We start from the raw sequence: 12795 nt of genomic DNA on the forward strand, positions 1-12795 counted from the left end.
TATGATATTAATATGTAGTAAATCCACCATCACTGGCGACGATAGAACCTGTGATATGTTTTGCTTCATCACTTGCGAAATAAAGAATTGTTGCGGCTTGTTCTTCAGGGGTAGCATTGCGTTTCTGTAATGTTTCAGTTTTACCTGACATCATAGAATTCTTCAGCCATTCCATAGGATCTTTTCCCTGTGCAGCTAAAGCAGCCATGTGTTCTTGGATATCCGCTGAACTTCTTTCTGTAAGTGGTGTGTTAGTACCTGCAGGACATACTGCATTACAAGTAATTCCCTTTGTCGCATAATCTACGGCAACTGCTTTTGTAAGTCCGCTTACTCCATGTTTACTAGCAACATATGCTGCCGCAGATGGGAAGCCACGCATACCAGCAACACTTGATACATTTACAATAGCACCACCTGTTTCCTTCATCAGTTTTACTTCTTCACGACAACAATAGAAACAAGAATTCAAGTTTGCGTCAATAACATTTGACCAATCTTCATCTTCTAATTCTTCCACTGTTTTTGAAGCACCAACGATACCTGCATTATTAATGGCAACGTCCAGTCTTCCATAAGATTCTTTGATTTTTGCGAATAATTCTTTTACCTGTTCCTTATCACTGACATCACATTTCATGAATTCAGCTTTTCCATTTGCACTTGTGATTGCTTCAACGACACCATGACCTCTTTCTTCATTACGTCCTACGGCAATTACTGTTGCTCCCTCTGATGCTGCGCGCAGTGCTACTGCTTTTCCGATTCCTGAAGTTGCTCCAGTAACCAGCATGATTTTGTTTTCAAAACGATCCATATAGTTTTTATTCCTCCTATTATATAGTTTTATGATACCATGAAAAAAATATAAAGCAATGCTTGTAATTTTACCAATCTATGCTAGTACCATGATTTTGTGAAATCGCTAACAAAAATAACTTTATATGTATATTTTATATATAAATGCAAAAAAAAGCATGGATTTTATTTAGAGAGTTCCATGCTTAAAAACCTTTGTTTAGAATAATCCTACAATATGTCCTTCTTCATTGATATCCATATTGTTTGCGGCTGGTGTCTTAGGCAAGCCTGGCATTGTTAAAATCTTACCAGTTAATGCAACGATAAAACCAGCTCCTAAACTTGGACGTAATTCACGTACTGTGATTGTGAAATCTTTTGGTGCGCCATACAGCTTATCATTATCGGATAATGACATCTGTGTTTTTGCCATACAAATTGGCATTTTATTCCAACCAAGTTCGTTGTATAACTTGATCTGTTCTTTTGCTTCATCGCTAAATTCAACATTAGCTGCACCATAAACCTTTGTGGCGATTGCTGTAATCTTATCTTCGATAGTTTCATTGACATCATATAAAGGTGCGTAAGTATTTGGCTGATCACATAATTCTACCAACTGATTTGCTAAGTCAATTGCGCCTTCTCCACCTTTTGCCCATACCTGAGATAAGCTCATTGGATGTCCATGTTCTTTACACCAGTTCTGCAATGCTTCTACTTCTGCAGGTGTATCTGTTGCGAATTCATTGATAGCTACAATATAAGGCAAGCCAAACTGCTGAATTGTATCAATGTGTTTTGCTAAGTTTTCACATCCCGCAAGCATTGCTTCTACATTTTCTTCTTTTAAGTCTTCTAATGCTACATTACCATGCTGTTTCAATGCACGAATCGTTGCGACAATCACAACAGCACTTGGTTTTAATCCACCAAAACGGCATTTGATATCCAAGAATTTTTCAGCACCTAAATCAGCACCGAATCCTGCTTCTGTTACAGTATAATCTGCAAGTTTTAAACATGTTTTTGTTGCTAAAATAGAGTTACATCCATGCGCAATATTAGCGAATGGTCCACCGTGAATCAATACTGGATTGTGTTCTAATGTCTGTACCATATTAGGTTTGATGGCATCTTTCATAACCATCGCAAGTGCACCTTCAATACCTAAATCTTTCACATAAATTGGTTCATTTTTTGTATTATAGGCAATCAGCATATTGCCTAAACGTTCTTTCAAATCCATTAAAGAAGTTGATAAACACAATACTGCCATGACTTCACTTGCTACTGTGATATTGAAACCATCTTCACGTTCTACACCGTTTGCTTTTGGACCTTTTCCAATTTCAATACGACGAAGGGTACGATCATTCATATCCATACAACGTTTCCATGTTACATGATTGATATCGATATCCAACGCATTTCCTTGGTGAATGTGGTTATCTAAACATGCACTGATCAGATTGTTTGCTGTTGTGATGGCGTGCATATCGCCTGTAAAGTGAAGGTTGATATCTTCCATAGGAACAACCTGTGCATATCCACCACCTGCAGCACCACCTTTTAATCCAAATACAGGACCAAGGCTTGGCTCACGTAACGCAATCATTGTTTTCTTTCCAATACGATTTAATGCATCACCTAATCCAACCGTTGTTGTTGATTTTCCTTCACCGGCTTTTGTAGGATTGATAGCAGTCACAAGAATCAGTTTACCATCTTCTTTGTTTTCATTTCTATGTAATAAATCTAAAGAAACTTTTGCTTTATAGTTTCCATAATATTCTAAATCTTTTTCTTCAATACCAATCTTTGCAGCTACATCTTTGATGTGTTCCATTTTGCATTCTTGCGCAATCTCTAAGTCTGTCTTAAACATTTTCTTTTCCTCCTACATATCTTTCTTTCCGATATCGTGACGATAGAACAGTTTATCACATGTAATCTTTTCTACATCTGCATAAGCTTTATCATATGCTTCCTGTAGTGTATCTTCTTTTGAAACCACAATCAATACACGTCCACCTGCAGTTACCAGGTTTCCATCTTTTTCAGCTGTACCCATATGGAAGATCATAGAATCTACATCATCTAAGCCTTCAATAACAGCATCTTTGGTACTGGATGCAGGATAGCCATCACTTGCCATAACCACACCAAGTGTTACCTGATCATCCCATTCTAATTCAGTTTTAGAATGATTCATAATATTTTCAATGATATCACAGAAATCTGTTTTCAAACGTGGCAGGATAACTTCTGCTTCTGGATCTCCAAAACGGGCATTGAATTCAATTGTTTTAATACCATGTTCTGTTAACATCAAACCACCATACAGGAAGCCTGTAAATGGATGGCCTTCTTTTACCATTGCTTTTGCCATAGGTATCATAATGGAATGCATGGCTTCATCAATAATTTCTGGCGTAATTTTACGTACTGGAGAATATACACCCATACCACCTGTATTAGGTCCTTTATCTCCATCATAAGCACATTTATGATCCTGCGCAACCTGCATTGGCAATACGATATCATCACATACAAAGCAGATCAATGAGAACTCAAATCCAACCAGGCATTCTTCGATAACAACTTTATTTCCCGGGATATCAAAAGCAATATCTAAAGCATCTAATGCTTCTTTTAGTGTATGTGCAACAGTTACACCTTTTCCTGCTTTTAAGCCATCTTCCTTTATAACGATTGGTGCCCCTTCACTTTTTACATAATGAATGGCATCTTCTTTGTTGTCGAATGTCTGATAATTTGCTGTAGGAATACCATACTTGGCCATAATTGCTTTCGCAAAATCCTTACTGGATTCTACTTGTGCAGCATCCTTTGTTGGTCCAAATATTTTCAGACCTTCTTTCTGGAATGCATCTACCACACCTAAACTCAATGCACTTTCTGGTCCTACGATTGTTAAATCAATTGCATTTTCTTTTGCGAATGCTACCAATCCTTCCACATCACTGTCAGAAATATTAACACATTCTGCCAGATTCTTCATACCTGGATTTCCTGGAGCCGCATAAATTTTCTTAACTCTTGCACTTCTGCTTACTGCATGTACGAGGGCGTGTTCCCTTCCGCCTTTTCCAATTACCAATACTTTCATAGTCACGCTTCCTTTCTCAAATAAAAAACATGAAAAGCTAAGTAAACCTTTCATGTAGCTAAAAAGATTTACTTGTAGTCCGCTGATTTACGGTCAGCAGGTAGAAACGCAATCAGCCATATTCCTGATGCTATACAAGTTTTCATACCATATTTATTTTACTTTATTTTCCCTACTTTTACAATGTTATTTGACGTATTCCAAAACAATCGTATAATTTTTGTTTATCTATTAAATATGATGTGCAATCTTATGGATTTATAGTCCTATATAAAACAAATAATCCGTTTAATATGGTATCTTATCAAAATGCGAAAAGAGCCTCATTTTAGAGCTATGGTGATAAGTGAGCTGAAAAACAATCTAGGAAGCTTCTACGTATGCTATAAACTCATCAAGAGTAAAGCTACCATTTGAAAGCCCTTGTCTTTTCCTTAACTTTTCTCTTCATCTCATTTACGAAATTTCACATAATCTTTGTAAGCATTATTATCCTTTTTATGCTATCATTAGTTTAATTACGAAATGGAAAAAGGAGTGGTGCCTAGTACCTTGCTATTTGAACAATAAAAACAATAGAATACTCTCAATTACTAGATTAAGTGGTTGACTTTAGTATAAACTTTGTTTATACTAAAGGTGTAGTGGTGAGGTAGTGGAAAATAGTTGATTTTATAAAATGGTATAAGGATTATGTGGATTATTAAGGATTATGTTAGAGTATTTAATTAGGTCAAAAAAATTGTTAAGAGTAAAGGTGGACGTTAAAATGAAAGAAATATATGGAAAATATTCCAATATTTCACTTACTACAAAAGTAAAAAAATGGGGTAATGGTAATGGTATTTTATTGCCTAAGGCTCTTTTAGGATTATTATCTCTTAGTGAAAATGATGATCTTTCTATTGAAGTTGAAAATGGAAGTATCATTTTAAAACCGATGAAACCAAAACGGTTAACTTTGGCTGAGAGATTTAAGAATTATGAAGGAGAAACAAAGCAATCAGAATACTGGACAGATAATCCTGTTGGAAAGGAAATTATTTAGCTAGATGAATCAAAAAAGACAAACAGGCAAAAACAAAGTATTCCATCAAGGTGATATCATTATGATGAATTTTGATCCAGTAAAGGGTCATGAACAAGCTGGTCGTAGACCTGCAGTAATCATTAGTAATAACTTTTATAATGAAAAAATGGGTTTAGCAATCGTTTGTCCCATATCAAATCAAATGAAGTTATTTCCAACTCACATCTCATTAGATGACCGTTGTGTTACTACAGGAAAAGTTTTTTGTGAGCATTGCAGAACAGTAGATTTACAAGAACGAAAGGCAGCTTTTGTTGAGAAAATGCCTGATGACATTTTTGAAGAAATTGAATCTTGTGTAATCAGTTGTATCGAAAAGCATCTTTAAGATGCTTTTCTTTTGCTTGAATTGAAAGTAACAATAATAGCGAATTACAAGACAATTTTTTTAAGAGATACATCTATGTTATCTTAATCATGGTACTCAGCATCCAATAAAACACACACTTATACACATTCGTCATTAACATACACACGAATGCACATTACAATTTTATTGTGATAAAGAGAACACTACATGCCAATGACAGCCAAGCAAATGATAAGGCTGCTAAAGAATCATGGCTTTGTAGAAGTAAGGCAAGTAGACTCACATAAATAGTTTAAGAACTTCTCTACAAACCGTTCTGTTACAGTTCCTTATCATACTGGAAGATCCATCCTTAAGCAAGCAGACCTATTACATTAGTCCCTTGCTTAATTATAAGAGGAGGTAGCATATGAAATTATATTATCCTGCAGTTTTTTCAAAAGATGAATCTAGCTTTTCCATCACTTTTCCAGATACTCCAGAAGCAATTACGCAAGGTGATTCATTTGAAAATGCTATTTCCATGGCAAAAGAATGCTTGGGATTATGCTTAGATACCAGAATCAAAAACAAAGAGAAAATTCCTAATTAGTGAATCATCTAAAATCAAGTTAGAAAAAGATTAATTTTTTATCATGATTGAATATGATTCTTTAGAATTTGAAAAGAAATATAATTGCCACGCAATTAGAAAAAATATAACAATTTTAGCATGGTTAAATAAAATTGCAGAAGAAGAAAATATCAATTTCTCCAATGTTTTACAAAATGCACTCATTGAAAAACTAAAATTATAAACACTTCCCATTGGCATGTAAAAGCGAAGGTACCCACCTTCGCCTTTTATTTTTTATAATAAACATCTTTCCCTACGGTATAATCAAGTCCGACCACATTTCCATATAAACGAATACGCCCTACACCATAACGTGTAACTTCCTTGCCGTTTATATCAAGCGTGAACTTCAAACTAGATCCTATGAGTGTATACCCTTCTTTCATAGGCTCAAATGTTAGTGTTATACGATATTTACCTTTTGATAATTCTTTGTAAGTAATCTTATTTGCTTTAAAATCAGGATTGGTTAATTCAATTTTCTTAACTGTTCCTTCATCTAATTCAAAATCTAACAGAACTGTATATTTTTCATCACTTTCCTCAATATTACTAATTGTAATACCCGCTTCTTTTCTAAATTCATAATGATGTCTGCCAATATCTGCGGTTTTTGTTTTCCCATTTTCCTCATAAGACACTTTTGAAAATTCCACAACACTTCCATCTAACAGATTGATTATCATAGGGGTATTAAAATGTTTTTGTAATTTTGTATCATTTGATAAGGAATCATTGATCACATAAGCTGGATTAATTTGAAAATTTGCTTGATAATCTGCCAGTTCTTTTATTTGAATATCCTTAGTTCCTTGATATGTTGTATCGATATGCATTGTTGTACCTGCACGATCTCCACAAAATACAAGGTATTCACTTGCCTTATCAAATATAACACCTTTTTGATAATGTATACCATACCCTATTGCCATTACCACAAGAACAATTGATACCCCAATGATGATTTTCTTTTTCATATCTTGATACCTCCACTTCCTACAATAATCTTTTTCTTTATATGAACTGGATCTTTATTTTCACCTTTACAGAAATTATATATTTCTATTGTTTGTTCTATGGAATCGCAGCCTTTCATTAGATTGCCTTTGATAAATAAAGTGATTTTATCATCCTCTAAATCTTGAGCCGATATATTAGAAGATGCTCCATTTATTGCCAAATGGAAAATTTCATCATCCCCCATTTTCCGGTTTAATTTATATTCAAGGATATATCCAAATTTTTGTGCATTTGCGGCATAATAAACCGTCAAATCATCGTCAATTTTTTTAATTTGCAAGGAATATTGATCACCTTTTTTCTCTGGCTGTATATCTTTAAACATTGCATCTTTTTCTTCCTGTCGAATCATAGACAATGTGACATAATCAATTAAATGACATTCATCCTGATTCATTTTATATGTTGGTGTTGTCACTGCCACAATAATCATCAATACCAAACTTAAGACGAAGTAAACTTTCATGATTGCTCCTGGAGTTACTGCTTTTACTTTTTCGCCTAGCAATACTTTATTGATTTTCTTTTCATAATATTTTTTATAAATCCGATATAGTAAAAATCCAAAGATGATACATATCACACATATAAACACAACATTTTTTACTCTTTGTTCCATATCATTCACCTCCTAGAATCCCATTTCTTCTTTAAAATGATAATAATAGCTACGAGATACTTCTACTGTTTCCTGATTGCTTAAGACTAGTAAAAACTTCATATTCAAACTTGTTTTAATACGTCTGATATCTTTTTTGTTTACGATAAAGGCTTTGTGTATTCGCAAGAAGCCTTTTTCATATAAATTGGCTTCTAACTGATACATGGTTTCCTTTACCTGATAAATCCCATCTTTTGTATGTGCCAATACCTGTGCACCTTTTGCTTCAATATAAATGATATCTTTCACCGCAATGCGGAAATAGTCTTCCTTTTCTCTAACAAGTAGAAATTCATGTTCATGATGTAGTTCATATAATACAAAGGAAGCATCATCACTATATTGTATATCTTGTTCTTTGATGGCTTGTTTTATTTTATCTTTTACTTCTTTTGTGGCAACAAGTTTTAATTTCATTGCTGATCACCCCTCGTTCAATTATAGTTTATCTTAGACGATAGAAAATAGAAAGCAAATATCAATATCTTGCAATATAGAATAATAACTTTCATTTATTCGTCATTCAAGCACGCACTTTATTCATATTTTTAAATGATCTGCATATACTGAACCCATGAGTGAAAACGAAAAAATTCACTTATTTGAAACTTTTCAGAGGTTTCATCCGTTATATAAATGAAGGTGATCAAAATGAAAGAAATCAATAAACCAACCAAACGCTTTTGTATCGCATGGATTTTTTGCACACTCACATACTTGTGCATGGCGCTGTTTCGTAGTGAATTGTATACATCAATGATACAAAATGATCATATTGAAGAACAAATCATTCAACGAATCGATCTTTTGGATAAAACGATTGTTATGCTACGTTATGGGATTATCTTTTTAATCACAGGCATGATACTCTATCTTTTGCTACATTTACTACATGCGACCTTACAAAAAGATTGCCGTTTTATCCTTGTGGTATATGCACTTTGCTTTACCATTTCCTATGTTTGCGTTTTTTTATTCCACATCCCAAAAACGACAGCTTTTGCGCCATTTGCTTTTCTTCCAGAATTTCTGATGCTGGTTATCTTTTTAGCGTTCGTTAATAAGATGAAAAAACGTTACTTATCTATTCATATATCAAATTCATAAAATCTTCATCTTTGTATTATGGAAACTAAAAAACAAAAGAATTATAATAGTATTAAAGGAAAGGAAGTTTTTGTATGCTGATACAGATCATTTGTATTTCCATTCTTATGCTGCTGTTACAATTCTTTTTTTATAAGCAAAATTTTCATAAACTTGTTTTATATATTTTACCCGTTTTATCTCTTTGTTATATGGTTTATAGTATCTTTAAAATCGTTCGTGCCCAAGCACTTGTGAATACCAGTTTCCCTTTAGCAGTAAAAGTCATAGGAATGCTGCTTCCCATCATGATTTCCTTAATTGGCATAATTGTATGTATCGTAATAAAATATCGTCATGTGGAACGACCAGAGCTTAAAAAAGTTGTTTTACGACAGTTTTTAGGCTTTATTGTTGTCATGTTTGTGATACTTTCTGTGACAATTTATTCCGCTCAGGAATACGTTATCTTTTTCCCAAATGATAGTGAACAAGATCGTGAAACGCTTCAACAAAGTCATATATATAAACAGGTAACCATCTCACAGAAATATAAAGGCTGGTTAAAGGAAAATGATACTAGTGATACCATCATTGTATATTTTGGTGGAAATGCGCAGAATACTGCCAGCACGTTTCTACAGTTTGAATCCGATGGTATCTTTGATGTGATGAAGAACTATTCGTTCTTAAGTATTGATTATCCATCTTATGGAGAAAGTGAAGGTTCCTTATCACAGGATTCTTTATTTGAGATGGCAGATGATGTTATGGATTATGTAGAGAATCATTTCCCTGATAAAAAAATTGATTTGATAGGATATAGTATTGGCACAGGAATTGCCAGCTATGTGTCAGCGCATCATGCTTTACATAAGTTTGTATTGGTTGCTCCATATAATAATGGTAAAGATTTATTTAATACATATTTCTCTATTTTTTATGGCCCATTAACCAATCTGATTCAATACCCACTTGAAAGTGATCAATATGTAAAACAAGTCACTTGTGAATCTTTGGTTGTTATGTCAAAAGCTGATAGTATCGTGCCTATGAGGTTATCAAAAAAACTAATCAAAGCATTTGAAAAAGAGCCAAGCACTGTGGTATATGAAAAGGATACACATGCGGATTTAATTACTGAAATAAAACCATGGCAGGATATCATCAATTTCCTGGATAAGTAAAATAGTGTAAGACAAGTAGTCCTACACTATTTTTAATCGTTTTCTTGAAAACATTGGAATTGGTTTACGTTTATGTTCGCTTACCATTATTTTATGTTCTATCTTATCTTTGATTGTATCTTCTACAACTCCTGTTAATAGATATCGATCAATTTCTTCAATCTTGATACCCATTTCTTCTTCATCACTTTGACCTTCCCATAAATCTGCGGAAGGGGCTTTTTCAATAATGCGTGCAGGAACACCAATATGCTTGGCGATGATGCGTACTTCAGATTTTGTAAGTTCTCCCAAAGGGTTAAAATCACTTAATCCATCACCACGTTTTGTAAAATATCCCATCATTCTTTCAGTTAGATTTCCAGTGCCAATCATGACATAATTCATATATTGACCTAATGTTGATAAAATACTCATTCTGACAATAGGTCCTAAATTCGCATTTGCCATTGTGACATCGCCCTTGCATTTGTTTTGCAGCTGGGTATTTTTGATTTGTGTACAAGTGGTTTCTAATACACCACAGCATTCTTGAACAGGTACTTCTATCATTTGGAGATCAAATGTTTCTGCCAATAATTTTGCGTCATTCATTTGTCCATATTGCATACTGTTTCCTCTGGGCATCGTGACTAATTGTACAGGAATCCCTGAGCGTTTACATAAACCGGCTACAACACTACAATCTAATCCACCACTCATTCCAAGAATCACACCATCTGCGTGGGTCTTTTTGAATTCTTCCTTCATCCAAGTGATGATTGTTTGAATATGTTCTTCAACATGATCTTCAAATGTTTTTAAATATGTTCCATATGCATCCATTAGTTTTCTCCCATATGTTCTGCTTTTGCTAATAAGTCCATTTTTAACTGATATTGTTTCTTAGATTGATTAACATAGTGTACATGAGGGTTTTCAAAGCGCAATTCTTCAACCCATAATTCATGCTCCAATTGTTGTTTTACATAAGCACGGATTTCTTCAATCGTTGGTAATTCATATACCAGTTTTCCATTTTCGATGATTGTTTTCTGTAATTCTACTGCAGTAAAATCAGTTGTGAGTTTTTCTGACCATGGTTTTAATGGATCCACAAACCAATATTCTTTTGCTTCATTGATCACTTCATCACGTGTTGTTAGTACATCACAAATGCTGTTTCCTGTTGATTTACTGTATAATCTCCACAGCTTTTTAAATCCTGGGTTTGTGATTTTTTCTATATTTTCACTCTTTTTGATTTTTGGTATCAGCACTCCATCTTTTTCAATTGCTACTAACTTATAAACACCACCAAATACCGGTGTTGATTTTGATGTGATCAAACGTTCTCCTACACCAAAAGAATCAATAGGAGCACCCTGATCTAATAGTGATGTAATTAAATATTCATCCATACTATTAGAAATTACAATATTACAATCACTCATAAATGCTTCATCTAAAGCTTTTCTTACTTTTTTAGACAGATAAGCTAAATCACCTGAATCGATACGTACACTTTTTAGGCGGTGGCCATTTGGTTCTAAAACTTCTTTTGCGACACGAATTGCATTTTTAATACCGCTTTCCAATACATCATAGGTATCAATTAATAAATGACAATTATCAGGATATACCTGTGCAAAAGCTTCAAATGCTTCATATTCATTATCGAAGGCCTGAATAAAAGAATGTGCGATGGTTCCAGTGGCAGGTACCTTGTAATCCTGTTCTGCGGCAACAGTTGCAGTAGCATCTACGCCTCCAATATATGCAGCTCTTGCGCCAATAATTGCGGCATCATAACTGTGTGCACGTCTTGCGCCAAATTCCATAATGGTTCTGCCCTTCGCCGCACGTACGATTCTTGAAGCTTTTGTGGCAATCAGTGTTTGGTGATTGACAGTCAGTAACAACATTGTTTCAATAAGCTGTGCTTCAATGATATTTGCTTTTACAGTAACGATGGGTGTATTAGGATATACAATGGTACCTTCTTTTACAGCATAGATGGTTCCACGAAATGCAAAGTCTTTTAGATAATCCAGAAAATCTTCATCAAAATGATATTTATTACGAAAGAATGTGATATCATCTTCTGAAAAATGCATATTCAAGATATAATCAACCAACTGCTCCAGACCGGCTGCAATACAATATCCGCCTTTATCAGGATTCATGCGGTAGAAACAATCAAATACTGCTTCTTTATCTTTCATTCCTTTTTTAAAGTATGCATATGCCATGGTTAATTCATAAGAGTCCATCAGCATAGATAGATTTCTTTGATTATTGATCATAATTTTGTCCTCGTTTTCTTTTTTATATTTATATTAATTTAATTCATCTACTACGATAATTCCAGCTGCTTTCATTAAGTTATATGATACTTCATTCATTTGTTTGGCGTCATGTCCTGGTGCATTATAGGTTTCTATGGCGTTCTTTGGTACGATTACTTTTTTATCTATATTCTGTGCGTTCAGATATGTTTTCAATGTTAATGCAAACTGGAGAACACAGATATCACTACAGCATCCTGTGATAATATATGCATCTGTTTCGCTATCTTTCAAAGCTGGATGATCTTTCATCGCATGAAAAGCATTAGTAGAATTTTTCTCAATGATAGGTGTTTGGATATATGGTTTTAATTCATCAATGACTTCACTTTCTACTTCACCTTTTACACAGTGTTGAGGGAAAGCTGTGAATTCTATATCGTTAACTCCATGTGTATCTGCGATAAAATAGCGGTTTTCAGGTTTTATTTTTTCACAAAGCTCCTGAATTGGTTTTACAATGTGCATGATGCTTTGATCAGCCATAGCTCCTTCTTTACAAAAACCATTGACCATATCCACAACGAATAATATTGGGTTCATGTTATTTAAATTTGTTTTCAT

The 12795-nt window shown here is 34.0% G+C and carries 15 protein-coding genes and 1 riboswitch; of the genes, 6 read left to right on the forward strand and 9 right to left on the reverse strand.

All coding sequences use genetic code 11. From position 1 onward, the window contains the following. Window positions 1-7: 7 nt before the first annotated feature. From DW761_RS00665 to purD, 3 genes are all read right to left on the reverse strand, one after another. Window positions 8-817, reverse strand: a complete 810-nt coding sequence (locus tag DW761_RS00665; RefSeq protein ID WP_117516119.1) for an SDR family NAD(P)-dependent oxidoreductase — start codon at window positions 815-817, stop codon at window positions 8-10. Between the two features lie 201 nt (window positions 818-1018). After that, window positions 1019-2689 carry a formate--tetrahydrofolate ligase gene (locus tag DW761_RS00670; protein WP_117451286.1) on the reverse strand — a complete coding sequence of 557 codons (1671 nt, stop codon included), beginning with the start codon at window positions 2687-2689 and terminating at the stop codon, window positions 1019-1021. Between the two features lie 12 nt (window positions 2690-2701). Beyond that, a complete protein-coding gene (gene purD / locus DW761_RS00675) occupies window positions 2702-3934 on the reverse strand; it encodes a phosphoribosylamine--glycine ligase (RefSeq protein ID WP_117516120.1) in 1233 nt (410 codons plus the stop codon). A gap of 55 nt (window positions 3935-3989) precedes the next feature. Next, a riboswitch (purine riboswitch) is annotated at window positions 3990-4092 on the reverse strand. Window positions 4093-4703: 611 nt separating this feature from the next. Between purD and DW761_RS00680 the strand changes: the two genes are divergently transcribed. From DW761_RS00680 to DW761_RS21290, 4 genes are all read left to right on the forward strand, one after another. Then, window positions 4704-4982, forward strand: coding sequence for an AbrB/MazE/SpoVT family DNA-binding domain-containing protein (locus DW761_RS00680; RefSeq protein WP_158553719.1), 279 nt, complete (start codon window positions 4704-4706; stop codon window positions 4980-4982). Between the two features lie 4 nt (window positions 4983-4986). Beyond that, a complete protein-coding gene (locus DW761_RS00685; protein ID WP_117516122.1) occupies window positions 4987-5352 on the forward strand; it encodes a type II toxin-antitoxin system PemK/MazF family toxin in 366 nt (121 codons plus the stop codon). Between the two features lie 391 nt (window positions 5353-5743). Next, a complete protein-coding gene (locus DW761_RS21285) occupies window positions 5744-5926 on the forward strand; it encodes a type II toxin-antitoxin system HicB family antitoxin (protein WP_233512989.1) in 183 nt (60 codons plus the stop codon). A gap of 43 nt (window positions 5927-5969) precedes the next feature. Beyond that, window positions 5970-6131, forward strand: coding sequence for a hypothetical protein (locus DW761_RS21290; protein ID WP_233512990.1), 162 nt, complete (start codon window positions 5970-5972; stop codon window positions 6129-6131). A gap of 46 nt (window positions 6132-6177) precedes the next feature. Here the strand turns inward: DW761_RS21290 and DW761_RS00700 are convergent, their stop codons facing one another. From DW761_RS00700 to DW761_RS00710, 3 genes are read right to left on the reverse strand one after another with little or no spacing between them, the layout of a single operon-like run. Further along, window positions 6178-6927 (reverse strand): hypothetical protein, encoded by a 750-nt coding sequence (locus DW761_RS00700; protein WP_117516123.1) that lies wholly within the window; start codon window positions 6925-6927, stop codon window positions 6178-6180. Beyond that, window positions 6924-7589: a hypothetical protein gene (locus tag DW761_RS00705; protein ID WP_117516124.1), complete on the reverse strand. Its 666-nt coding sequence runs from the start codon at window positions 7587-7589 to the stop codon at window positions 6924-6926. Before DW761_RS00705 ends, DW761_RS00700 begins: the two co-directional genes overlap by 4 nt. Before the next feature lie 12 nt (window positions 7590-7601). Further along, the gene (locus DW761_RS00710; RefSeq protein WP_117516125.1) at window positions 7602-8048 is read right to left on the reverse strand and encodes a LytTR family DNA-binding domain-containing protein; all 447 of its coding nucleotides are present in this window, start codon (window positions 8046-8048) and stop codon (window positions 7602-7604) included. A 234-nt stretch (window positions 8049-8282) separates the two neighbouring features. Between DW761_RS00710 and DW761_RS00715 the strand changes: the two genes are divergently transcribed. Both DW761_RS00715 and DW761_RS00720 read left to right on the forward strand, forming a co-directional pair. Next, complete coding sequence (locus DW761_RS00715) at window positions 8283-8738, forward strand: hypothetical protein (protein ID WP_117516126.1); 456 nt, start codon at window positions 8283-8285, stop codon at window positions 8736-8738. A 191-nt stretch (window positions 8739-8929) separates the two neighbouring features. Next, a complete protein-coding gene (locus DW761_RS00720) occupies window positions 8930-9904 on the forward strand; it encodes an alpha/beta hydrolase (protein ID WP_233512991.1) in 975 nt (324 codons plus the stop codon). Window positions 9905-9925: 21 nt separating this feature from the next. Here DW761_RS00720 and nadE read toward each other — a convergent pair whose 3' ends face one another. The 3 genes from nadE to DW761_RS00735 are packed head-to-tail and all read right to left on the reverse strand — an operon-like array spanning window position 9926 to window position 12795. Continuing rightward, window positions 9926-10729 carry an NAD(+) synthase gene (gene nadE / locus DW761_RS00725; RefSeq protein ID WP_117516128.1) on the reverse strand — a complete coding sequence of 268 codons (804 nt, stop codon included), beginning with the start codon at window positions 10727-10729 and terminating at the stop codon, window positions 9926-9928. Further along, entirely contained in the window at window positions 10729-12189 is a 1461-nt protein-coding gene (locus tag DW761_RS00730; RefSeq protein WP_117516129.1) for a nicotinate phosphoribosyltransferase, read from the reverse strand. Before DW761_RS00730 ends, nadE begins: the two co-directional genes overlap by 1 nt. A 33-nt stretch (window positions 12190-12222) precedes the next feature. Further along, the gene (locus DW761_RS00735; protein WP_158553720.1) at window positions 12223-12795 is read right to left on the reverse strand and encodes an isochorismatase family cysteine hydrolase; all 573 of its coding nucleotides are present in this window, start codon (window positions 12793-12795) and stop codon (window positions 12223-12225) included.

Origin of the sequence: Absiella sp. AM29-15, from assembly GCF_003434225.1 — a bacterium.
Lineage (GTDB): Bacteria > Bacillota_I > Bacilli_A > Erysipelotrichales > Erysipelotrichaceae > Hoskinsella > Hoskinsella hominis.